24 protein-coding genes are annotated in these 19,909 nt (G+C 61.3%); 6 read left to right on the top strand and 18 right to left on the bottom strand.

All coding sequences use genetic code 11. The features are described from left to right. Window positions 1-20 precede the first annotated feature (20 nt). The 10 genes from HV782_RS27460 to HV782_RS27415 all read right to left on the bottom strand — a co-directional run bounded on the left by HV782_RS27460 (window position 21) and on the right by HV782_RS27415 (window position 7,247). A complete protein-coding gene (locus tag HV782_RS27460) occupies window positions 21-344 on the bottom strand; it encodes a DUF3392 domain-containing protein (protein ID WP_095186985.1) in 324 nt (107 codons plus the stop codon). A 22-nt stretch (window positions 345-366) separates the two neighbouring features. After that, window positions 367-1,572: a radical SAM family heme chaperone HemW gene (gene hemW / locus HV782_RS27455; protein ID WP_225931041.1), complete on the bottom strand. Its 1,206-nt coding sequence runs from the start codon at window positions 1,570-1,572 to the stop codon at window positions 367-369. Next, on the bottom strand, window positions 1,569-2,165 hold the full coding sequence (rdgB, locus tag HV782_RS27450; protein WP_128616408.1) for an RdgB/HAM1 family non-canonical purine NTP pyrophosphatase: 597 nt from the start codon (window positions 2,163-2,165) through the stop codon (window positions 1,569-1,571). Before rdgB ends, hemW begins: the two co-directional genes overlap by 4 nt. After that, on the bottom strand, window positions 2,162-2,596 hold the full coding sequence (locus HV782_RS27445; protein ID WP_128616409.1) for a DUF4426 domain-containing protein: 435 nt from the start codon (window positions 2,594-2,596) through the stop codon (window positions 2,162-2,164). The genes rdgB and HV782_RS27445 overlap by 4 nt, the downstream gene beginning before the upstream one ends. Before the next feature lie 26 nt (window positions 2,597-2,622). After that, complete coding sequence (metW, locus tag HV782_RS27440) at window positions 2,623-3,243, bottom strand: methionine biosynthesis protein MetW (RefSeq protein ID WP_123469559.1); 621 nt, start codon at window positions 3,241-3,243, stop codon at window positions 2,623-2,625. A 7-nt stretch (window positions 3,244-3,250) separates the two neighbouring features. Beyond that, window positions 3,251-4,390, bottom strand: coding sequence for a homoserine O-succinyltransferase MetX (gene metX, locus HV782_RS27435; protein ID WP_123469557.1), 1,140 nt, complete (start codon window positions 4,388-4,390; stop codon window positions 3,251-3,253). A gap of 431 nt (window positions 4,391-4,821) precedes the next feature. Continuing rightward, window positions 4,822-5,118 (bottom strand): DUF167 domain-containing protein, encoded by a 297-nt coding sequence (locus tag HV782_RS27430; RefSeq protein WP_186747121.1) that lies wholly within the window; start codon window positions 5,116-5,118, stop codon window positions 4,822-4,824. Then, window positions 5,115-5,705: a YggT family protein gene (locus HV782_RS27425; RefSeq protein ID WP_123469553.1), complete on the bottom strand. Its 591-nt coding sequence runs from the start codon at window positions 5,703-5,705 to the stop codon at window positions 5,115-5,117. The genes HV782_RS27430 and HV782_RS27425 overlap by 4 nt, the downstream gene beginning before the upstream one ends. Before the next feature lie 10 nt (window positions 5,706-5,715). Then, a complete protein-coding gene (gene proC / locus HV782_RS27420; protein WP_186747123.1) occupies window positions 5,716-6,534 on the bottom strand; it encodes a pyrroline-5-carboxylate reductase in 819 nt (272 codons plus the stop codon). Between the two features lie 23 nt (window positions 6,535-6,557). Further along, entirely contained in the window at window positions 6,558-7,247 is a 690-nt protein-coding gene (locus HV782_RS27415) for a YggS family pyridoxal phosphate-dependent enzyme (protein ID WP_123469549.1), read from the bottom strand. A gap of 56 nt (window positions 7,248-7,303) precedes the next feature. Between HV782_RS27415 and HV782_RS27410 the strand changes: the two genes are divergently transcribed. Further along, on the top strand, window positions 7,304-8,338 hold the full coding sequence (locus tag HV782_RS27410; RefSeq protein WP_007953348.1) for a type IV pilus twitching motility protein PilT: 1,035 nt from the start codon (window positions 7,304-7,306) through the stop codon (window positions 8,336-8,338). A gap of 151 nt (window positions 8,339-8,489) precedes the next feature. Here HV782_RS27410 and HV782_RS27405 read toward each other — a convergent pair whose 3' ends face one another. Next, on the bottom strand, window positions 8,490-9,116 hold the full coding sequence (locus tag HV782_RS27405) for a C40 family peptidase (RefSeq protein WP_128615070.1): 627 nt from the start codon (window positions 9,114-9,116) through the stop codon (window positions 8,490-8,492). 248 nt (window positions 9,117-9,364) lie between these two features. On the opposite strand from HV782_RS27405, the gene HV782_RS27400 reads away from it, so the two are divergent. Then, a complete protein-coding gene (locus tag HV782_RS27400) occupies window positions 9,365-9,799 on the top strand; it encodes an NINE protein (protein WP_186747125.1) in 435 nt (144 codons plus the stop codon). Window positions 9,800-9,882: 83 nt separating this feature from the next. Here HV782_RS27400 and HV782_RS27395 read toward each other — a convergent pair whose 3' ends face one another. The 7 genes from HV782_RS27395 to gshB form a co-directional block, all read right to left on the bottom strand. Beyond that, window positions 9,883-11,154: a dihydroorotase gene (locus HV782_RS27395; protein WP_186747127.1), complete on the bottom strand. Its 1,272-nt coding sequence runs from the start codon at window positions 11,152-11,154 to the stop codon at window positions 9,883-9,885. Next, on the bottom strand, window positions 11,151-12,155 hold the full coding sequence (locus HV782_RS27390) for an aspartate carbamoyltransferase catalytic subunit (protein WP_003229107.1): 1,005 nt from the start codon (window positions 12,153-12,155) through the stop codon (window positions 11,151-11,153). Before HV782_RS27390 ends, HV782_RS27395 begins: the two co-directional genes overlap by 4 nt. 27 nt (window positions 12,156-12,182) lie before the next feature. After that, window positions 12,183-12,689, bottom strand: a complete 507-nt coding sequence (pyrR, locus tag HV782_RS27385; RefSeq protein WP_186747129.1) for a bifunctional pyr operon transcriptional regulator/uracil phosphoribosyltransferase PyrR — start codon at window positions 12,687-12,689, stop codon at window positions 12,183-12,185. An 80-nt stretch (window positions 12,690-12,769) separates the two neighbouring features. Then, window positions 12,770-13,207 (bottom strand): Holliday junction resolvase RuvX, encoded by a 438-nt coding sequence (gene ruvX, locus HV782_RS27380; RefSeq protein ID WP_003229101.1) that lies wholly within the window; start codon window positions 13,205-13,207, stop codon window positions 12,770-12,772. Next, complete coding sequence (locus tag HV782_RS27375) at window positions 13,207-13,779, bottom strand: YqgE/AlgH family protein (RefSeq protein WP_123469539.1); 573 nt, start codon at window positions 13,777-13,779, stop codon at window positions 13,207-13,209. The genes ruvX and HV782_RS27375 overlap by 1 nt, the downstream gene beginning before the upstream one ends. A gap of 171 nt (window positions 13,780-13,950) precedes the next feature. Further along, the gene (locus HV782_RS27370; RefSeq protein ID WP_123469537.1) at window positions 13,951-14,850 is read right to left on the bottom strand and encodes an energy transducer TonB; all 900 of its coding nucleotides are present in this window, start codon (window positions 14,848-14,850) and stop codon (window positions 13,951-13,953) included. Between the two features lie 166 nt (window positions 14,851-15,016). Next, the gene (gene gshB, locus HV782_RS27365; RefSeq protein WP_186747131.1) at window positions 15,017-15,988 is read right to left on the bottom strand and encodes a glutathione synthase; all 972 of its coding nucleotides are present in this window, start codon (window positions 15,986-15,988) and stop codon (window positions 15,017-15,019) included. A gap of 225 nt (window positions 15,989-16,213) precedes the next feature. Between gshB and pilG the strand changes: the two genes are divergently transcribed. The 4 genes from pilG to HV782_RS27345 all read left to right on the top strand — a co-directional run bounded on the left by pilG (window position 16,214) and on the right by HV782_RS27345 (window position 19,909). After that, on the top strand, window positions 16,214-16,618 hold the full coding sequence (gene pilG, locus HV782_RS27360; RefSeq protein ID WP_007913673.1) for a twitching motility response regulator PilG: 405 nt from the start codon (window positions 16,214-16,216) through the stop codon (window positions 16,616-16,618). A 60-nt stretch (window positions 16,619-16,678) separates the two neighbouring features. Beyond that, a complete protein-coding gene (gene pilH / locus HV782_RS27355; protein ID WP_186747140.1) occupies window positions 16,679-17,044 on the top strand; it encodes a twitching motility response regulator PilH in 366 nt (121 codons plus the stop codon). Between the two features lie 10 nt (window positions 17,045-17,054). After that, complete coding sequence (locus tag HV782_RS27350) at window positions 17,055-17,594, top strand: chemotaxis protein CheW (protein WP_186747142.1); 540 nt, start codon at window positions 17,055-17,057, stop codon at window positions 17,592-17,594. Between the two features lie 260 nt (window positions 17,595-17,854). Next, complete coding sequence (locus tag HV782_RS27345) at window positions 17,855-19,909, top strand: methyl-accepting chemotaxis protein (RefSeq protein WP_186747144.1); 2,055 nt, start codon at window positions 17,855-17,857, stop codon at window positions 19,907-19,909.

Below are 19,909 nucleotides of genomic sequence, written 5' to 3'. Positions count from 1 at the left end.
TGTTTTTTGGTGCATTAGATTCAGCGGCGGTCAGCGACGACGCCAATCAACACCAGCACCACCAACAACACCGGCGCCAGGCTGTAGTTGTTGAACTGGCTCAAACCCTTGATCACCCACGGCGTGGCGTAGATCAGCGCGGCGCCGCTGCCGATCATGCACAGCAGCGCCATCAGCGGCACGCGCAGGGCGCCGGCGATACTGCCCAGGCGTTGCTCGACCCAGCCTTTGAAGTCAGCGCCGAACAGCACCAGCAGGCAGCCCACCAGGGCCAGGGCAATTTCCGAGAGGTTGCTGCGGCTCCAGCGGGACACCGTGGCGAGCAGGTCGAGTATCAAATCCATGCGTTTTCCCTTGGGACTGAAGTCAGGTCAGAAATTGTTGCAGCAAGTCGTTGAGAAACAGCTGTCCGCGCTCGGTAGCCGCCAGACGTGACGGTTCGACCTGCAACAGACCGCTTTGTTCGGCCTCGCGCCGGCCTTCGGCAAGCGTGTCCAGCGACAGGCCGGTGCGTTCCGGGTACAGATGCGACTCGACGCCGGCGGTCAGGCGCAAGGCATTCATCAGGAACTCGAACGGCATCTCGTCATTGCTCAGGGCTTTCTCGCCAGCCTGGAAGCTCTTGGCCGGGTTGAGATAGTCCTTCGGCAGGCGCGTCTTCCAGGTGCGAACGATGCGTCCGTCCGGGTGGCTGAGCTTGCCATGCGCACCCGCGCCAATGCCGATGAAGTCGCCGAAACTCCAGTAATTGAGGTTATGCCGCGCCGGGCGACCGGGCTGGGCATAGGCTGACACTTCGTATTGCGCGTAACCGTGCTCGGCCAGCAGCGCTTGTCCGGCCTCTTGGATATCCCACAGCGTATCGTCTTCCGGCAGCACCGGCGGCTGGTTCCAGAACACGGTGTTCGGCTCCAGTGTCAGCTGATACCAGGAGATGTGCGTCGGTTTCAGTTCGATCGCCTGGCGCAGATCGCTCAAGGCATCTTCCAGCGACTGATCGGGCAAGCCATGCATCAAGTCGAGGTTGAAGTTATCGAACCCGGCCTGCCGCGCCATCCCGGCCGCGCGCACCGCTTCGTCGCCGTTGTGGATGCGTCCAAGGGCCTCAAGCTTCTGCTGCTGGAAGCTCTGGATGCCGATCGACAGGCGATTGATCCCCAGCTTGCGATACGCGACGAACTTCTCTTGTTCGAAGGTGCCGGGGTTGGCTTCCAGGGTGATCTCGATGTCGTGGGCGAACGGAATGCGTTGCTCGACGCCTTTGAGCAAGCGCCCAAGCGCCTCGGCACTGAACAGGCTCGGCGTGCCGCCACCGAAGAAAATCGAGCTGATTTCACGGCCGTAAACGGCGTGCAGGTCCTGATCGAGATCGGCCAGCAACGCGTCGACGTATTCCTCTTCTGGCAGCACAGGGCTGGCGGTGTGCGAGTTGAAATCGCAATACGGGCATTTGCGCACACACCACGGGATGTGGATGTACAGCGCCAGGGGCGGCAGCGTTGGCAGCGGCGCCCGAGGCGAAGAAGCGGCGCCGCCGATGATCAGCGACGACGCAGAGGGGCTGTCGGTCATTTCAGGCCCAGACGCTGGCGCAGCAGATCCATTGCACGGGCGCGGTGGCTGATCTGGTTCTTGTCGGCCGGGCTCAGTTCAGCGCTGGACACGTCACGTTCCGGCACCCAGAACAGCGGGTCGTAGCCAAAACCGTGCTCGCCGCTGGCGGCGGTGAGGATGCGCCCGTGCCACAGGCCTTCGCAAAGGATCGGCAGCGGATCATCAGCGTGGCGCACCAGAGCCAGCACGCAGACGAACTGCGCGCCGCGCTCGGCTTGCGGCACGTCTTTGAGGGCGTCGAGCAGCTTGGCATTGTTCGCCGCATCGCCCTTGCCGTCGGCGTAGCGCGCCGAGTAGATGCCCGGGGCACCGCCAAGGAAGTCCACTGCCAGGCCGGAGTCATCGGCCAGCGCCGGCAAACCGGAGATGCGCGCGGCATTGCGCGCCTTGAGGATCGCGTTCTCGACGAACGACAGGCCGGTTTCTTCCGGCTCGACCTTGCTCCATTCGCCGATCGAGCGCAGTTGCACCGATTCGCCGAGCATGGCCTGGAGTTCCTTGAGTTTGCCGGCGTTATGGCTGGCCAGTACGAGTTGCTTGAGGTTCATCATTCGCCGGGGAAAAGCTCTTGGTTGAAATTGATGGTGTGGATCTTGTCGCCGTTCTGCACCTTGATTTCAAAGGTGCGGGTTTCCTGCTGCTCCACCGGGTACTGGGCGATGTAGTAGATCGCGCCCTGTTCGGTGACCTGGCGGAAATTCAGCGGTACGCTCTGGCTGGTCAGGTCTTTGACCGTGCCGGTGACGTTGGCGCTCAACGGTTTGCCGTCCTTGATCACCGAGACATTGATCACGCCCTGGTTCTTGCTGCGGATCAGCTCGGCCGCTTTGGCGATGTCGGGTGTCAGGAAGGTGGAATTGAAGGTGTTGTAGTGCACGGTGACGTCACCGAACACTTCCTTGCGTTCGCCCTTGATGGCATCGGCGGCCACCGCAGACAGACTCAGGCAGGCGGCCAATAGCACAGTAATCAAGCGACCCATGATCGTTCTCCTCGAAATGTCGTGGTTCAGACCGCGATCCGGTGATCTGCAAGCACCGGGCTGCTGACGCGGTAGATACCGATCTCACCTAACAGATTAGGCCATAGCTTACTGGCCCACCCGTGGCGGTGCTGTTGATCCACGGCAAGCCGATCAATGACCTTCGCATCACGTTCGCGACAAAGTTCTTCAAAGTCTTCGAAGGTGCAGAAGTGGATGTTCGGCGTGTTGTACCAGGTGTACGGCAGGAACTCCGACACCGGCATGCGGCCCTTGCTCGCCAGGTACCAGCGGCAGCGCCAGTGACCGAAGTTGGGGAAGGTGATGATGCACTGGCGCCCGACCCGGAGCATTTCGTCGAGGATCCTGTCGGGATAATGCACGGCTTGCAGTGCCTGGGTCATCACCACAATGTCGAAGCTGTTGCTGGCGAAGTTGCCCAGGCCCTTGTCCAGGTCCTGTTCGATGACGTTGATGCCCTTGGCCACGCACTCGGCGATGTTGTCCGGGTCGTTTTCCAGGCCATAACCGGTGACTTGCTTATTGTCGCGCAGCCAGGTCAGCAGTTCGCCGTCGCCGCAACCGAGGTCGAGCACACGGCTGCCGGCGGGGATCCATTCCTGGATGATTTCCAGATCAGCTCTCATGGCTTGTTCACACCGTAATTCGGTTCATGTAATTACCGAACGCCTGCAAATAACGCGGGATCGGAATCAGGAAGGCGTCGTGGCCCTGTGGCGCGTCGATTTCCAGGTAGCTGACGTCTTTGCGCGCAGCCATCAGCGCGTCCACCAGCTCCCGCGAGCGGGCAGGGGAGAAACGCCAGTCGGTGGTGAACGACATCACGCAGAACTTGGCTGTGGCGTTCTCGAAGGTTTTCGCCAGGTTATCGTCGAAGTTCGCCGCCGGATCGAAGTAGTCCAGCGCCTTGGTCATCAACAGATAAGTGTTGGCATCGAAACGCCCGGAGAACTCTTCGCCCTGATAGCGCAGGTAGCTTTCGACCTGAAACTCGACGCTGTGGAAGTCGTAGTTGAGCTTTTCACTCTTCAGGCCACGGCCGAATTTCTCGCCCATCGAGTCGTCGGACAGGTAGGTGATGTGCCCGACCATCCGCGCCAGCATCAGCCCGCGCTTGGGGATCACGCCTTGTTCCTGGAATGAACCGCCGTGGAACTCGGGGTCAGTGAGGATGGCCTGACGCGCGACTTCGTTGAAGGCGATGTTCTGCGCCGACAGTTTGGGCGCCGAGGCGATCGCCAGGCAGTGCCGCACGCGATCCGGGTAGGTGATGGTCCACTGCAAGGCCTGCATGCCGCCGAGGCTGCCGCCGATCACGGCGGCGAACTGATGGATGCCGAGCAGATCAGCCAGACGCGCCTGGCTGTGCACCCAGTCTTCCACGGTGAGCACCGGGAAGTCGGCGCCGAACGGCTTGCCGGTGTCCGGGTTGATGCTGCTCGGGCCGGTGGAGCCGTTGCAACCACCCAGATTGTTCAGGCTGACCACGAAGAATTTGGTGGTGTCGATCGGCTTGCCGGGACCGATGCAGCTGTCCCACCAACCGGGCTTGCGGTCGTCGGGGCTGTGATAGCCAGCGGCATGATGATGGCCGGACAAGGCGTGGCAGATCAGCACGGCGTTGCTCGCCTGCGCGTTCAGCGTGCCGTAGGTCTCGTAGATCAGGTCGTAGGCGGGCAGCGAACGTCCGCAGGCCAGGGCCAGGGGTTCACTGAAGTGCGCCGTTTGCGGCGTCACCAGACCAACAGAATCGGGGGGAAAGGCAGCTGGCATCGACCCTGCTCTCGTTGAAATGAGGCGTAAGTCTAAAGACCGGTGGGGTTAGCGGCAAGCAGCCCTCACCCTAACCCTCTCCCAGGGGGAGAGGGGACTGACCGAGGTGATCATTCGAGCGACGCCGACCTGAGTTATCGAGTCGAACCCAGGTATTGAAAACCAGCCAAATCAGGTTCCTCCCCCAGAGGGAGAGGGGGCTGACCGAGGTGTTCTTTTGAGCTGCACCGACCTGATCTATCGAGTTGAGCTCAGGTCATGAAAAACAGCCAAATCAGGTTCCTCCCCCAGAGGGAGAGGGGCTGACTGGCGGGATGTTCGAGATACGCCAACGTGGGATATCGAGTTGAACTGTGGTTTTGAAAACCACGCAAATCGGCTCCCTCTCCAAGGGGAGAGGGCTGGGGTGAGGGGCGCAGACGCCGCAAAACTCAAGACGGACGCCCAACCAGACCCGGCAAATCCGGCAGCTTCTTCGGCGAACAGATCTTCACCCGTTTCTGCCGGTTCAATTCGCCGCTGAGCAAGCTGACCTGGCTCTTGGATACCCCGAACGCCTTGGCCAGAAAGGCCATAAGGTAAGCATTGGCCTTGCCCTCGACCGGCGGTGCAGTCAGGCGAATCTTCAAGCGATCCCCGTGCAGCCCGCAGAAATCATCGCTGCGGGCTGCCGGTTGCAGATGACATTCGAGGATCAAATCGTCCCCGTCCCAGCGAAAACAGCTCACATCAGCAGGCGCAGGATTTCCGGCATCATCGTCATCGCCGCCAGATTGTTGATCACCAGCATGTCGATCAGCTTCAGCGCGAGGAAGGCGAAGATCGGTGACAGGTCCAGACCGCCGAGGTTTGGCAGAATCTTGCGGAACGGCGCCAGGGCCGGTTCGCAGATCTGGTTCACCAGTTCAGCGCCCGGGTTATGGCTGCCCGGAGCGACCCACGACAGGATCACGCTGATGATCAGGGCGAAGAAGAAAATCTTCAGGAACAGCGCGGTGACGCCGATGATCGCCCAGATAAACAGCTGCAGCGGGTTACCGGTGGTGCCGTAGGTCAGCAGCAGGGTCAGGGCCATCAGTGCCAGTTGCACCAGAATCGCCAGCACCAGCGACGACATGTCCAGGCCGAACACGCTCGGGATGATCCGGCGCAGTGGCTTGAGCAGCGGTTGGGTGGCCTTGACCACGAACTGGCACAGCGGGTTGTAGAAGTTCGCCCGCACCAGTTGCAGGACGAAGCGCAGCAACACGATCAGCAAGTACAGGCTGCCGAGGGTTTGCAGCACGTAAACCGCTGCGGTGTTCAATCCAATCATGTAAGGCTCCTTATTTGCCCAGTTGTTCGGCCATTTCGGCCGAGCGGTGCGCGGCGGCGCCGAGTGCTGTTTCGACCAGGGCTTCGAAGCCGTTGGCCTGGAATGATTTGATTGCGGCCTCTGTGGTGCCGTTTGGCGAGGTCACGCGGCGGCGCAGTTCTGCGGCGTCGACATCGCTGGCAACTGCCATGTGCGCGGCGCCGAGGGCGGTTTGCAGGGTCAGCTGTTCAGCGATGTCCTGCGGCAGGCCGAGTTTGACGCCGGCGGCAGTCATGGCTTCGATCAGCAGGAAGAAATACGCCGGGCCGGAGCCGGAGACGGCAGTCACCGCGTCGAGTTGCTGTTCTTCGTTCAGCCACAGCGCGATGCCGACGGCGGACAGCAGCGCTTCGGCCTGCTGACGCTGTTCGGCAGTCACTTCGCTGGTGGCGTACAGGCCGCTGACGCCCTGACGCAGCAGTGCCGGAGTGTTGGGCATGCAGCGCACGATCGGCTGCTCGCCGAGCCATGCAGTCATGCTCGCGCAAGTGATGCCGGCGGCGATCGACACCACCAGTTGATGCGGTTTCAGGCTTGGGCGAATGGCTTCGCACACGGCTTTCATCGCCTGTGGCTTGACCGCCAGCACGATCACGTCGACGCCGTCGATGGCCTGGGCGTTATCGGCGAAGGTTTCGATACCGTGTTCGGCGCTGACCCGTTTACGGGTTTCTTCGCCCGGATCGCTGGCGCGGATGTGGCTGGCTTCCAGACCTTTGGCGCGCAAGCCGCCGATCAAACTGGCGGCCATGTTGCCGGCACCGATAAAGGCAATACGTGTGTGGCTCATGTTTGGTCCTTATCTAGAAGCGTTCAAGAGTGGGCGGCGTAGTCGCGGGCACCAAACAGGGCCGTACCGATCCGCACCCAGGTGGCGCCTTGGGCGATGGCCGCCTCGAGGTCGTGGCTCATGCCCATGGACAGTGTGTCGAGCGGCAGATTCAGGCTGGCCTGCAAACGTTGCACGGCAGCAAACGCGGCGTCCTGTTCGGCACGATCTTCGGTCGGCTCGGGAATCGCCATCAGCCCGCGCAGTTTCAGCCGGGGCAGGGCGCTGATGGCCTCGGCCAGTGCCGGCAGGTCGGCCGGGGTGCAGCCGGACTTGCTGGCTTCACCGCTGACGTTGACCTGAATGCAGATGTTCAGCGGCGGCAGCTCGGCCGGGCGCTGTTCGGACAGGCGTTGGGCAATTTTCAGGCGATCCACGGAGTGCACCCAGTCGAAATGCTCGGCAATGGCGCGAGTCTTGTTCGATTGAATGGGGCCGATGAAGTGCCAGATCAAGGGCAGGTCGGCCAGTTCGAGCTGTTTGCCCAAGGCTTCCTGCAGATAGTTCTCGCCGAAATCGCGCAGGCCTGCAGCATGGGCTTCACGCAGGTCCTGTGCGGGTTTGGTCTTGCTCACGGCCAGGAGCTGCACGCTGTTTTCAGGGCGTCCGGCAGCGGCGGTCGCGGCGTGGATGCGTGAACTAACGAGGGCAATGTTGTCTGCTATCGTGGACATCAAGAGGCGCCGGCGGTCTGAAGGTTCGCGGCATTCTACTGGAATTGAGGAGCGCTATGGATATCACTGAACTGCTGGCCTTCAGCGCCAAACAAGGCGCTTCCGACCTGCACCTGTCGGCCGGTCTGCCGCCGATGATTCGTGTCGATGGCGATGTGCGGCGAATCAATCTGCCGGCGCTGGATCACAAGCAGGTGCACGAACTGATCTACGACATCATGAACGACACCCAGCGGGTCGACTTCGAGAAACACCTGGAAACGGATTTCTCGTTCGAAGTCCCCGGCGTGGCGCGCTTTCGGGTCAATGCCTTCAACCAGAACCGTGGCGCCGGCGCGGTATTTCGCACCATTCCCTCGAAAGTGCTGAGCATGGAAGACCTCGCCATGGGCGATGTCTTTCGCAAGATCACCGACGCCCCGCGCGGGCTGGTGCTGGTCACTGGGCCGACCGGCTCCGGCAAGTCGACCACGCTGGCGGCGATGATCGACTACCTCAATACCCACCGTCATCATCACATCCTCACCATCGAAGACCCGATCGAGTTCGTCCACGAATCGCGCAAATGCCTGATCAATCAGCGTGAGGTCCACCGTGATACCCGCAGTTTCGCGACCGCGTTACGTTCTGCATTGCGGGAAGACCCGGATGTGATCCTGGTCGGCGAGATGCGCGACCTGGAGACCATTCGCCTGGCCTTGACCGCTGCCGAGACCGGGCATTTGGTGTTTGGCACGCTGCACACCACGTCGGCGGCGAAAACCATCGACCGGGTCGTGGACGTGTTCCCCGGGGACGAAAAGTCGATGGTGCGTTCGATGCTGTCGGAGTCGCTGCTGGCAGTGGTGTCACAGACGCTGATCAAGAAGATCGGCGGCGGGCGGGTGGCGGCGCACGAGATCATGCTGGGAACGTCGGCGATCCGTAACCTGATCCGCGAGGACAAGGTGGCGCAGATGTATTCGGCGATTCAGACCGGTGGTTCGTTGGGAATGCAGACACTCGACATGTGCCTGAAGGATCTGGTGACCAAGGGTTTGATCAGCCGCGAGCATGCGCGGGAGAAGGCGCGTACGCCGGATAATTTCTAAGGGGGATTTTCGGTGTTCTAACCGGCCCTTTCGCGAGCAAGCTCGCTCCCACAATTGATTGCATTCCTTCAATTGGAATGCTTTCACCTGTGGGAGCGAGCTTGCTCGCGAAGAGGTCAGTGCTGGCGATACCCGTTGCGGATCAGTCAGTTCAGCGTTGAACGACGCGCATCTGCTTGCCGGCCGGTTCTTTCGGCAACACACGCTTGGCAACCACGTAATGCTGTTCCCAATACGGCTTGTTCAGCGTGTCGATGCTCACTGCTTTGCCACGACGCGGTGCGTGGATAAAGCGGTCGTTGCCCAGGTAGATGGCAACGTGGTTGACCCGACGGCTCTTGATGTTGAAGAAAATCAGGTCGCCTGGCTTAAGATCCTTGCGCTCGACTTTCTCGCCGTGACCGCTGGCCATCGCATTGGAGGTGCGTGGCAGGTCGAAGGTGGCGTCGTTGAACGCATATTTCACCAGACCGCTGCAGTCGAAGCCTTTACTTGGGCTGCTGCCGCCCCAACGGTATGGAGTACCGAGGACGTTCACCGCGCGGCTCAGGACGTTGCTGCTTTCCTTGTTCGCCATCGGTGGAACCAGCTTGCCGTGATTGTTGCTGGCGAGCGTGGTGTGTTTCGTTTGTTTGCTGCTCTTGCTCGAAGGAGCCGAAGCATGGGATTTAGGGGTGAAACCGTTAACGTTGGGAAGACGTTGCTCACGATTGGTGGCGTGGGCGGCCAGTGGCATTAATAGGCAAATAGTTAGCCATGTCTTGAAAAATGGTCGCATTAGGCGTGGCTCTTATGGGTTTGCGCGCAACTTTATAACAGCTTTTTTTTCGATTCCGAGGCCGTTGGTCGATTCAATCGGCTGACAATGGAACCAAATAAGCGGCAAAAAGACGCAATTGTCCGACAGAAGTCCGGTGCTGTAAGGCTTTGACGGGAGACACGGTAACATTTGCCATACGTCGGCTACCTGTAAAAAAGTCACAAAGAATTCAAGAATATTTATCTATCGTGTGAATCGAGGTCTTCATGAACCGCTATCAACTACCCCGCGTGAACGAAAAGGACACCCACAGCAAAATCATCGGTTACCTGCTGTGGATCTTCGGATTTACCGGCGCTCACCGCTTCTATTACGGCAAACCGGTCACCGGGACGATCTGGTTCTTCACCTTTGGCTTGTTGGGTATTGGCTGGCTGATCGACTTGTTTCTGATCCCGGCGATGGATCGCGAGGCCGATCTGCGTTTTGCTGCCGGGCCGATCGAGTACAACGTGGCGTGGATTCTGCTGACGTTCCTGGGGGTGTTCGGCGTGCACCGGATGTACCAGGGCAAGTGGATCAGCGGGTTGCTGTATCTGCTGACCGGCGGGTTGTTCTTTGTCGGGGTGCTGTATGACTTCTGGACGCTGAATGATCAGGTCTCGGTGCGTAATGCCGAAGGCAGAGGCGCCTTCCAGTAAAGCTTCGCGAGCAAGCTCGCTCCCACAGGGTTCACGGTGATCCTTGTGGGAGTGAGCTTGCTCGCGAAAGGGGCGACGCGGTATCAAGCCTGGTGACTGATCCGCCCATCCACCAGCGTGTAGCGAACCACACCCGGCAAAGTGTGGCCAATGAACGGGCAATTCTCACCCTTCGACAACCAGCCTTCACCAGCCACCGTCGAAGCCTGCGGATCGAACAGCACGATATCTGCCGCACCGCCCACCGCCAGTTTGCCCGCCGGCAGGCGCAGCGCGTCCGCAGGCCCAGCGCTCAGGCGCGCGAGCAGGGTCGGCAGATCCAGCAGACCATCCTCGACCAGGGTCATCGCCAGCGGCAGCAGCAGCTCGACGCTGCTGATGCCCGGCTCGGTCGCGCCGAACGGCGCCAGTTTGGCGTCGCGTTCATGCGGCTGGTGATGGCTGGAGATTGCCGATACCACACCCGATTTCACAGCCTCACGCAGGCCATCGCGGTCTGCGCGGGTGCGCAGCGGCGGTTGCACGTGATAGAGGCTGCTGAAGTCGATCAGCGCTTCATCGGTGAGGATCAACTGGTACAGCGCGACATCCGCCGTGACCTTCAAGCCACGGGCCTGAGCCTGGGCGATCAGAGCCACACCGCGAGCGCTGGTCAACTGGCTGAAGTGCGCGCGCACGCCGGTCTGCTCGACCAGCAACAGATCGCGGGCCAGGGCCACGGTTTCCGCCGTTTCCGGAATGCCCGGCAGACCGAGGAAGCTGGCGACCGCGCCTTCGTGGGCCAGGCCGCCATCCGCCAGATCGTGATCCTGCGAGTTGAAAATCACCGTCAGATCGAAGGTGGCCGCGTATTCCAGTGCCCGGCACAGGGTGCGGGTGTTGCGGAAACTCTCCAGACCGTTGCCGAACGCGACGCAACCGGCGTCACGCAGCGCCACCAGCTCGGCAAGCTGTTCGCCGTCCAGGCCTTTGCTCAGCGCGCCAATCGGGAACACCTTGGTGTTGCCGGCTTCGCGAGCACGGTCGAGGATCAGTTCGGCCACCGCCGAGGTGTCGAGCACCGGTTTGGTCTTCGGCGGGCAGCACAGGCTGGTTACGCCACCAGCCGCCGCTGCGCGGGTTTCGCTGGCGATGCTGCCTTTGCGGCTGTAGCCCGGCTCGCGCAGGGCGACGTTCAGGTCGACCAGCCCGGGCGCGGCGACCAGGCCTTGGGCGTCGATGGTTTCGACGGCAGTGAAACCGGCCGGCGCGGCGCCGAGGGCGACGATCTTGCAGGCTTCAACGTGGATATCGGTGATTTGATCCAGGCCGGTGCTTGGATCGATGACGCGGGCGCCGAGAATGCTGAGCTTCACTGGGCGTTCTCCTGCTCGAATTGACGTTGCGCTGTTTGCCCGCTCATGGCCATCGACAGCACGGCCATGCGGATGGCGATGCCGTAGGTGACTTGATTGAGGATCACCGAGTGCGGGCCGTCGGCCACCGCCGATTCGATTTCCACGCCACGGTTGATCGGCCCCGGGTGCATGACGATGCAATCGGGTTTGGCCCCGGCCAGACGTGCGGTGGTCAGGCCGAACAGGCGGTAGAACTCGCCTTCGCTCGGCAGCAGGCCGCCGGTCATGCGCTCACGCTGCAGGCGCAGCATGATCACCACGTCGACGTCCTTCAGGCCTTCGTTCATGTCGGTGTAAACCTTCACGCCGTACTGCTCGATGCCGATCGGCAGCAGGGTCTTCGGCGCGATCACGCGGATGTCCGGGCAGCCGAGGGTTTTCAGCGCGAGCATGTTCGAGCGTGCCACCCGCGAGTGCAGGATGTCGCCGACGATCGCCACCGAGAGGTTTTCGAAACCGCCCTTGTGCCGACGGATGGTGAGCATGTCGAGCATGCCCTGGGTCGGGTGGGCGTGACGGCCGTCGCCGCCGTTGATGATCGCCACCTGTGGGCAGACATGCTCGGCGATGAAGTGTGCCGCACCGGAATCGCCGTGGCGCACGACGAACATGTCGGCGGCCATGGCTTCGAGGTTGCGCAGGGTGTCGAGCAGGGTTTCACCTTTGCTGGCCGACGAGGTCGACACGTTCAGGGTGATCACGTCTGCCGACAGCCGCTGGGCCGCCAGTTCGAAGGTGGTGCGGGTGCGCGTGGAGTTTTCGAAGAACACGTTGCACACGGTCTTGCCGCGCAGCAACGGGACCTTCTTCACCGCCCGGGCCCCGACTTCGAGAAACGAGTCGGCAGTGTCGAGGATTTCCGTCAGCAACTCGCGGCGCAGGCCGTCGAGCGAGAGGAAGTGGCGCAGCTGGCCCTGATCATTGAGCTGCAGCGGGCGCTTGGTATCTAGAGGCGTCATCGCGAAGGGGACTCTCAATAGGGCGGATTAAGGGTTCAGGTCTTGCAGTTCGAGCGTCAGCGGCTCGGGGCCGGACAGCTTGACCCGCTCGTGGGCGGCCAGCGACAGGGTCGCGCCGACCACGTTCGGGCGGATCGGCAGCTCGCCGGCGTCCAGGTCGAGCAGGCAGACCAGGGTCACGCTGGCCGGGCGGCCATAGTCGAACAGTTCGTTCATCGCGGCGCGGATGGTGCGGCCGCTCATCAGCACGTCGTCGATCAGCACCAGATGCTGGCCTTCGATCTCGAAGGGCAGGGCCGAGGGGCGCACTTGCGGGTGCAGGCCGTTCTGGCTGAAGTCGTCGCGGTAGAAGGAAACATCCAGCGTGCCCAGTGGCGCATCGCTGCCCAATTCCTTGAGCAGGGCCTGCGCGACCCAGATACCGCCGGTGCGGATGCCGATGTAACGCGGTTCGCGGATCTCACGCTGGGCAAGGTGCGCCTTGAGGCGGGTCGCCATCTGGCTGATCAGCTCGGCGGGATTTGGCAGGCTCATGGTTGCTCCTTCTTGGGGTCGAGCCGGGTCCTTGGACGCGGCTCGGGTCGTAGCTCAAAAGAAAAGCGCCGAAGCGCTTGTCAGGATTCAAACAATGCAGTGTTTTCATCGAGCCAGCCCTGCAACAGCAGAGCGGCGGCGATGGCGTCCACCGGGTTGTCGCGGTAACTGCCTTTCTGCCCGCCACGCACCAGTCGCTCGCCTTTGGCCTCAAAGGTGGTCAGGCGTTCGTCGTGGGTATAGAAGGGCACATTGAAGCGGCCGTTGAGACGTCGGGCGAATTTCTCGGCGCGCAGGCACATTTCGCTGGGCGTGCCGTCCATGTTCAGCGGCAGGCCAACCACCACGGCGTCGGGTTTCCATTCCTTGAACAGCGCTTCGACCTGGTTCCAGTCCGGAACGCCGTTCTGCGCTTTCAGGGTGCACAGCTCGCGGGCCTGGCCGGTAATCACCTGGCCGACTGCAACGCCGATCTGTTTGGTGCCGTAGTCGAAGCCGAGAATCAGACGCAGGGCCATCAGGCGTGGCCTGCCTGGCTGGTCAGCAGACTGAGGTTGATCCCCAGGTGCCGTGCCGCCGCTTCCAGACGCAGTTCGCTGCTGGTGTTGAACAGGATGTCGGCATCGTACGGGCAGGTCAGCCAGGCGTTGTCGGCCAGTTCGGCCTCCAGTTGCCCGGCTTCCCAACCCGCGTAACCGAGGGCGATCAGGCTTTTCGCCGGGCCTGCACCGTCCGCGATGGCAAACAGCACGTCCTGGGAAGTGGAGAGCGCCAGATCGCCGTCCAGTTGCGCGGTGGCCTGGAACATCTGGCCGGCCGGGTGCAGGACAAAACCACGATCAGTCTGCACCGGGCCGCCGATGAAAATCGGTACGTGCTGGCAGAGTGCTGGCGGCTCGATGTCCGGGCGCAGTTGTTCGAGGATGTCAGCCAGGTTCAGCTCTTGCGGTCGATTGACCACCAGCCCCATGGCGCCATTGGCCGTGTGCTCGACGATGTAGGTCAAGGTGTGGGCAAAGTTCGGGTCGGCCATGTGTGGCATGGCGATCAGGAAGTGATGCTTGAGGTAGCTGGGGCTGACGTTTTTCATGAGCGATAGTGTGGCGTCGAAGGGGCAAACTGACAAGCTGAGGATCAGAGAACAACGCAGATCAAATGTGGGAGCGAGCTTGCTCGCGAAGGCGTCAGGTCAGGCAACATCAATGGTGCATGTGCCGGCCTCTTCGCGAGCAAGCTCGCTCCCACAAGGGGTTGCGGTGTGTCAGTTGCTCGAGAGTTTGTCGCCCCGGGCGAATTTCCAGGTGCGGATGATTTCCAGTCGGTCGATATCCGACAGATCACCGGTAAACGGTGCAAACGGTGCGGCCAGCCGGACGATGCGCTGGGCCGCCTGATCCAGCAGTGGCTGGCCGGAGGATTCGAGCACCAGCACTTCATACAGCGAGCCGTCGCGGTTGATCGAGACCATCAGGCGCAGGTTGCCGTAGATCTGCTTGCGCCGGGCTTCTTCCGGGTAATTGAGGTTGCCGATCCGCTCGACCTTCTTGCGCCAGTCATCCTTGTACCAGGCGCCCTTGTCGCGCATGGTCGAGGCGGCGCTCAAACGGTGAATGCGCGGGCGTTTGGCGTACAGCTGTTGTTCCTTGGCCAGTTCCGCTTCGAGGCTGGCGATGTCGCTGGACAGCTGCGAGCTATCGAACGTCGGTGCGTCGACCGCCGGTTTGGTCTCGGTCTTGGTTTCTTCTTTCTTGGTCGGCGCCTTTTGCTGTTTCGGCGCGACCGTGGTTACGGCAGCCTTGGGCGCGGCTTCACGGACTTCCGGCTTGGCGGCCGGAGGCGGGGTGACTTTCTTGACCTGATTGTCCTGGAACGGCGCGACCTCGGTGGTCTTGGGGATCGCCTTCTTGTCCAGCGTGCCGCTGCCCTCCTGGTTTTCCTGGGCGAGGAAATCGGCCTTCTTCGGCTTGGTGTCGCTCTTGAAGGTGGCGAGGGTGATTTCCAGGGTTTTGCTGATTTGCTTGGGCTCGACCATGGTGAAGCCGACGCCGAGCAGCAGCGCCAAATGAATCAGCGCCGCGAGAAACAAGGTAAATCCGAGGCGATCGGCCGGGCGCACGCCACGGTGGGCGAGTTCTGCGGGCAGATCGGACGGGAGGGTCATGACAGAAAAACCAACATCGCGTTTTTACGGGCTCGGCATGATAACGCAATGTTGGTTTTTAGCTGCAAGCTTCAAGCGGCAAGCGACATAAGGGCAGCTGCAAGTTTCGAGCGGCAAGCTGCAAGTAAAAGCTTGTAGCTCATGGCTTGCGGCTTGTAGCTGGCCGTCAGGCTTGCTGCTTGCGGCTCGAGGCTTGCAGCTTCTTCTCAATCGCATCCATCAGCATGCCGCCGATGTCGGTACCGAAAGCGTTGTCGATTTCGCGGATGCAGGTCGGGCTGGTGACGTTGATTTCGGTCAGGTGCTCGCCAATCACGTCCAGACCGACGAACAGCAGGCCTTTTTCGCGCAGGGTCGGGCCGACTTGCGCGGCGATCCAGCGATCCTTGTCGGTCAGCGGCCGCGCTTCGCCACGACCACCGGCGGCGAGGTTGCCACGGGTTTCGCCCTGGGCCGGAATCCGCGCCAGGCAGTAATCCACCGGCTCGCCGTCGATCATCAGGATGCGCTTGTCGCCGTCCTTGATCGCCGGCAGGTAGGCCTGGCCCATGATCTGCTGGCCACCGAGGGCGGTCAGGGTTTCCAGAATCACCGACAGGTTCGGATCGCCCGCGCGGTGGCGGAAGATCGAGGTGCCGCCCATGCCGTCCAGCGGCTTGAGGATCACGTCGCCGTGTTTGGCGGCGAATTCACGCAGCACGTCGGCGCGACGGCTGACGACGGTCGGCGGCGTGCACTGCGGGAACAGCGTGGCGAACAGCTTTTCATTGCAGTCGCGCAGGCTTTGCGGCTTGTTCACCACCAGCACGCCCGCCGTTTCGGCCTGTTCGAGCAGGTAGGTGGAGTAGACGAATTCCATGTCGAACGGCGGATCCTTGCGCATCAGGATCACGTCCAGGTCGCTCAGCAGGTGGTCCTGCTCGGCGTCCAGTTCGAACCATTTTTCCGGGTTGGCGAAGACTTTCAGCGGCTTCATGCGCGCCCGCGCCTGGCCTTCGGCCTGATACAGGTCGCGCTGCTCCATGTAGAACAGTTCCCAGCCACGTTTTTGCGCGGCCAGCAGCATGGCCAGCGAGCTATCCTTTTTATAGGAGATGCTGGCGATAGGGTCCATGACAATCCCGACGCGAACGCTCATTGGGTTTTCCTCGAAAATTGGCTACCGGATCGGTATTGAAAAAGTGCCGCCAGAGTGGCTCCGGGCGGGTTTTCGGTCAAGGAAAAACCCGTCGATAGATTGCATCTGGAGACTGTGCTAAAAAGGCTGGCATGCAGCGCTGGCCCTTGAACATCAAGGGTTTCCAGCCATCACTGATAGCAAAACGGACAATTTGATTCGCAAAGGCGACGGTAGAGCCCTCTTATGGAACAGCAGTCCAGCGCCTTGAAGGTCATGGTGATCGACGACTCGAAAACGATTCGTCGCACCGCCGAAACATTGTTGAAAAATGTGGGTTGCGAAGTGATCACGGCGATTGATGGTTTCGACGCGCTGGCGAAAATCGCGGACAACCATCCCGGAATCATTTTTGTCGACATCATGATGCCGCGTCTGGATGGTTATCAGACCTGCGCTTTAATCAAGAACAACAGCGCATTCAAGGCCACGCCGGTGATCATGCTGTCGTCGCGCGACGGGCTGTTCGACAAGGCCAAGGGGCGGATTGTCGGTTCCGATCAATTTTTGACCAAGCCTTTCAGCAAGGAAGAACTGCTTAACGCGATTCAGGCCCATGTTCCGGGCTTCGCCGCCGTTTTGCCGCAGTAAGACACGTACAGTGATGCTCGGCCAGCGGGCCGGGCGTCAACAAGAAAAATGGGGAAAACCATGGCACGTATCCTGATCGTCGATGATTCGCCGACTGAAATGTACAAACTGACCGGCATGCTCGAAAAGCACGGCCACGAAGTACTGAAAGCCGAAAACGGCGCCGACGGTGTCGCGCTGGCCCGTCAGGAAAAACCCGATGCAGTGCTGATGGACATCGTCATGCCCGGCCTCAACGGTTTTCAGGCGACCCGGCAATTGACCAAGGACCCGGACACCGGCCACATCCCGGTGATCATCATCACCACCAAGGATCAGGAAACCGACAAGGTCTGGGGCACCCGTCAGGGCGCCAAGGATTACCTGACCAAACCGGTCGACGAAGACACCCTGATCAAGACCCTGAACAACGTGCTCAAAAGCTGATCGCGCAACCATGAGCGAATCGCTGACCGCGTTCGAACTGCTCTGGCAGATCGACCAGCGCTGCCGCTTGCTGGCGGCGGACTTGCCGTCGCAGGCCGCGCGCCAGGATCGCTGGAGCGGTATCGGCTTTCGCATTGGCGAGCATTGGTATGTGGCGCCGATGGGCGAAGTCAGCGAAGTGCTGCACGAGCCGCGCTTCACTCAATTGCCCGGGGTCAAGCCGTGGGTCAAAGGGGTGGCTAACCTGCGTGGGCGCTTGCTGCCGATCATGGACCTGTGCGGTTTTTTCGGGCACGAGCTGTCGCCATTGCGTAAACAGCGGCGGGTATTGGTGGTCGAGCATGGCGATGTGTTTGCCGGGCTGATGGTCGACGAAGTCATCGGCCTGCAGCATTTCGAGCAGGACAGCTTCGAACCGATTTCGATCAGCAAGCGCCAGGGTTCCAAGGCCGAGTTCGTCAAAGGCTATTTCCGGCGCGAACAGAACTGGCGGGTGTTCAGCCTGTTTGCACTGGCTAAATCCCCGGTATTCATGAGCGTCGCAATTTAGTCGAAACAACAGAGAACCCATGTGGGAATGGGCCATGTAATGGTGTGATTCTGTGGCAAGGGAAACCTGTGGCGAGGGGATTTATCCCCGATGGTTGGCGAAGCCGACCCAAAGGCTGCATTCGAGATGTATTTGATACAGCTCGAATCTTGGGGCCGCTGCGCGACCCATCGGGGATAAATCCCCTCGCCACAAAAGCTCCACTTCACAAGGCTAGCTTCTACAGGTGCTTCGGTGAGTTTCAAATTAGGCGAGGACCGATGACAAAAGCAAAAACAGACAAGTCGGCGGAAGGATCGCGCAGTCGCTCGCAGATCATCGTGCTGTTCATCGCACTGATCGTGTTCATCATGCTGCTGTTCGCCAACTTCGCGTACCTCAACACCCAGGCCAACTACGATAAACAGTACATCGGCCACGCCGGTGAACTGCGCGTGCTGTCGCAACGCATCGCCAAGAACGCCACTGAAGCCGCCGCCGGCAAGGCTGCCGCGTTCAAGTTGCTGAGCGATGCGCGCAACGATTTCGCCCAGCGCTGGGGTTACCTGAAGAAAGGCGACCCGGCCACCGGCCTGCCACCGGCCCCGGCCACCGTGCGCCCGGAAATGCGCGCCGTGCAGCTGGATTGGGAACGCCTGCTGAAAAACACCGACGCGATTCTCTCCAGCGAGCAGACCGTGCTGTCGCTGCATCAGGTCGCCGCGACCCTGGCCGAAACCGTGCCGCAGTTGCAGATCGAATACGAAAAAGTCGTCGAGATCCTCCTGCAACGCGGCGCTCCGGCGGCGCAAGTGGCGATGGCCCAGCGTCAGTCGCTGCTCGCTGAACGGATCCTCGGCGCGGTCAACACCGTACTGGCCGGCGACGAAAACTCGCAGCAGGCCGCCGACGCCTTTGGTCGCGACGCCACCCGTTTTGGCCAGGTGCTCAACGGCATGCTGCAAGGCAACCCGGCACTGAAAATCAGCCAGGTCGAAGACCGCGATGCCCGCGCACGCCTGAGTGAGATTTCCGAGCTGTTCCAGTTCGTCTCCGGCTCGGTGGATGAAATCCTCGAAACCTCGCCGGAGCTGTTCAAGGTCCGCGAGTCGGCGAGCAACATCTTCAGCCTCTCGCAAACCCTGCTCGACGAAGCCTCGCACCTGGCCACTCGCTTCGAAAACCTTGCCGGCGGGCGCAACACCGACACCATCGGCGGCTACGTCCTCGGTTTGCTGGCGCTGGCCTCGATCATCCTCATCGGTCTGGTGATGGTCCGCGAGACCAACCGCCAGTTACGTGAAACCGCCGAGAAGAATGAGCGCAACCAGAACGCGATCATGCGCCTGCTCGACGAAATCGAGGACCTTGCCGATGGCGACCTCACCGTGACCGCCTCGGTGACCGAAGACTTCACCGGTACTATCGCCGACTCGATCAACTATTCGGTCGACCAACTGCGTGACCTGGTGGCGACCATCAACCTCACCGCCGGCCAGGTCGCCGCCGCCGTGCAGGAAACCCAGGCCACCGCGATGCACCTGGCCCAGGCCTCGGAACATCAGGCGCAGCAGATTTCCGAAGCCTCGACCGCGATCAGCGACATGGCCGAGTCGATTGATCAGGTGTCGGCCAACGCTGCCGAGTCCTCGGCCGTGGCCGAGCGTTCGGTGGAAATCGCCAACAAGGGCAACGAGGTGGTGCACAACACCATCCACGGCATGGACAACATCCGCGAACAGATTCAGGACACCGCCAAGCGCATCAAGCGCCTCGGCGAGTCGTCGCAGGAGATCGGCGACATCGTCAGCCTGATCGACGACATTGCCGACCAGACCAATATCCTTGCGCTCAACGCGGCGATTCAGGCGTCGCTGGCCGGGGATGCCGGGCGTGGTTTCGCCGTGGTCGCCGATGAAGTGCAGCGCCTGGCCGAGCGCTCGTCTGCTGCCACCCGGCAGATCGAAACCCTGGTGCGGGCGATCCAGACCGACACCAACGAAGCGGTGATTTCCATGGAACAAACCACCACCGAGGTGGTGCGTGGCGCGCGGCTGGCGCAGGATGCCGGGGTGGCCCTGGAAGAAATCGAAGGCGTATCGAAGACCCTCGCGGCGCTGATCCAGAGCATTTCCAACGCGGCGCAACAGCAGACTTCGTCGGCCGGACAGATTTCCCTGACGATGAACGTGATCCAGCAGATCACCTCGCAGACTTCGTCCGGCTCCACCGCCACCGCCGAGAGCATCGGCAACCTGGCGAAAATGGCCAGCCAGCTGCGCCGTTCGGTATCCGGTTTCACCTTGCCGTCGGCGTCCGCGACGGACAAGGCGTGA

This window comes from Pseudomonas monsensis, assembly GCF_014268495.2.
Taxonomy (GTDB): domain Bacteria; phylum Pseudomonadota; class Gammaproteobacteria; order Pseudomonadales; family Pseudomonadaceae; genus Aquipseudomonas; species Aquipseudomonas monsensis.
The sequence above is the reverse complement of the archived record's forward strand: the minus strand, read 5'-3'. Positions and strand labels throughout refer to the sequence as shown.

Excerpts from the sequence above, each read along its gene's own strand:
- HV782_RS27460 (WP_095186985.1), bottom strand. The coding sequence starts at position 344 with ATGGATTTGATACTCGACCTGCTCGCCACGGTGTCCCGCTGGAGCCGC.
- hemW (WP_225931041.1), bottom strand. The coding sequence starts at position 1,572 with ATGACCGACAGCCCCTCTGCGTCGTCGCTGATCATCGGCGGCGCCGCT.
- rdgB (WP_128616408.1), bottom strand. The coding sequence starts at position 2,165 with ATGATGAACCTCAAGCAACTCGTACTGGCCAGCCATAACGCCGGCAAA.
- HV782_RS27445 (WP_128616409.1), bottom strand. The coding sequence starts at position 2,596 with ATGGGTCGCTTGATTACTGTGCTATTGGCCGCCTGCCTGAGTCTGTCT.
- metW (WP_123469559.1), bottom strand. The coding sequence starts at position 3,243 with ATGAGAGCTGATCTGGAAATCATCCAGGAATGGATCCCCGCCGGCAGC.
- metX (WP_123469557.1), bottom strand. The coding sequence starts at position 4,390 with ATGCCAGCTGCCTTTCCCCCCGATTCTGTTGGTCTGGTGACGCCGCAA.
- HV782_RS27425 (WP_123469553.1), bottom strand. The coding sequence starts at position 5,705 with ATGATTGGATTGAACACCGCAGCGGTTTACGTGCTGCAAACCCTCGGC.
- proC (WP_186747123.1), bottom strand. The coding sequence starts at position 6,534 with ATGAGCCACACACGTATTGCCTTTATCGGTGCCGGCAACATGGCCGCC.
- HV782_RS27415 (WP_123469549.1), bottom strand. The coding sequence starts at position 7,247 with ATGTCCACGATAGCAGACAACATTGCCCTCGTTAGTTCACGCATCCAC.
- HV782_RS27410 (WP_007953348.1), top strand. The coding sequence starts at position 7,304 with ATGGATATCACTGAACTGCTGGCCTTCAGCGCCAAACAAGGCGCTTCC.
- HV782_RS27405 (WP_128615070.1), bottom strand. The coding sequence starts at position 9,116 with ATGCGACCATTTTTCAAGACATGGCTAACTATTTGCCTATTAATGCCA.
- HV782_RS27400 (WP_186747125.1), top strand. The coding sequence starts at position 9,365 with ATGAACCGCTATCAACTACCCCGCGTGAACGAAAAGGACACCCACAGC.
- HV782_RS27390 (WP_003229107.1), bottom strand. The coding sequence starts at position 12,155 with ATGACGCCTCTAGATACCAAGCGCCCGCTGCAGCTCAATGATCAGGGC.
- pyrR (WP_186747129.1), bottom strand. The coding sequence starts at position 12,689 with ATGAGCCTGCCAAATCCCGCCGAGCTGATCAGCCAGATGGCGACCCGC.
- ruvX (WP_003229101.1), bottom strand. The coding sequence starts at position 13,207 with ATGGCCCTGCGTCTGATTCTCGGCTTCGACTACGGCACCAAACAGATC.
- HV782_RS27375 (WP_123469539.1), bottom strand. The coding sequence starts at position 13,779 with ATGAAAAACGTCAGCCCCAGCTACCTCAAGCATCACTTCCTGATCGCC.
- HV782_RS27370 (WP_123469537.1), bottom strand. The coding sequence starts at position 14,850 with ATGACCCTCCCGTCCGATCTGCCCGCAGAACTCGCCCACCGTGGCGTG.
- gshB (WP_186747131.1), bottom strand. The coding sequence starts at position 15,988 with ATGAGCGTTCGCGTCGGGATTGTCATGGACCCTATCGCCAGCATCTCC.
- pilG (WP_007913673.1), top strand. The coding sequence starts at position 16,214 with ATGGAACAGCAGTCCAGCGCCTTGAAGGTCATGGTGATCGACGACTCG.
- pilH (WP_186747140.1), top strand. The coding sequence starts at position 16,679 with ATGGCACGTATCCTGATCGTCGATGATTCGCCGACTGAAATGTACAAA.
- HV782_RS27350 (WP_186747142.1), top strand. The coding sequence starts at position 17,055 with ATGAGCGAATCGCTGACCGCGTTCGAACTGCTCTGGCAGATCGACCAG.
- HV782_RS27345 (WP_186747144.1), top strand. The coding sequence starts at position 17,855 with ATGACAAAAGCAAAAACAGACAAGTCGGCGGAAGGATCGCGCAGTCGC.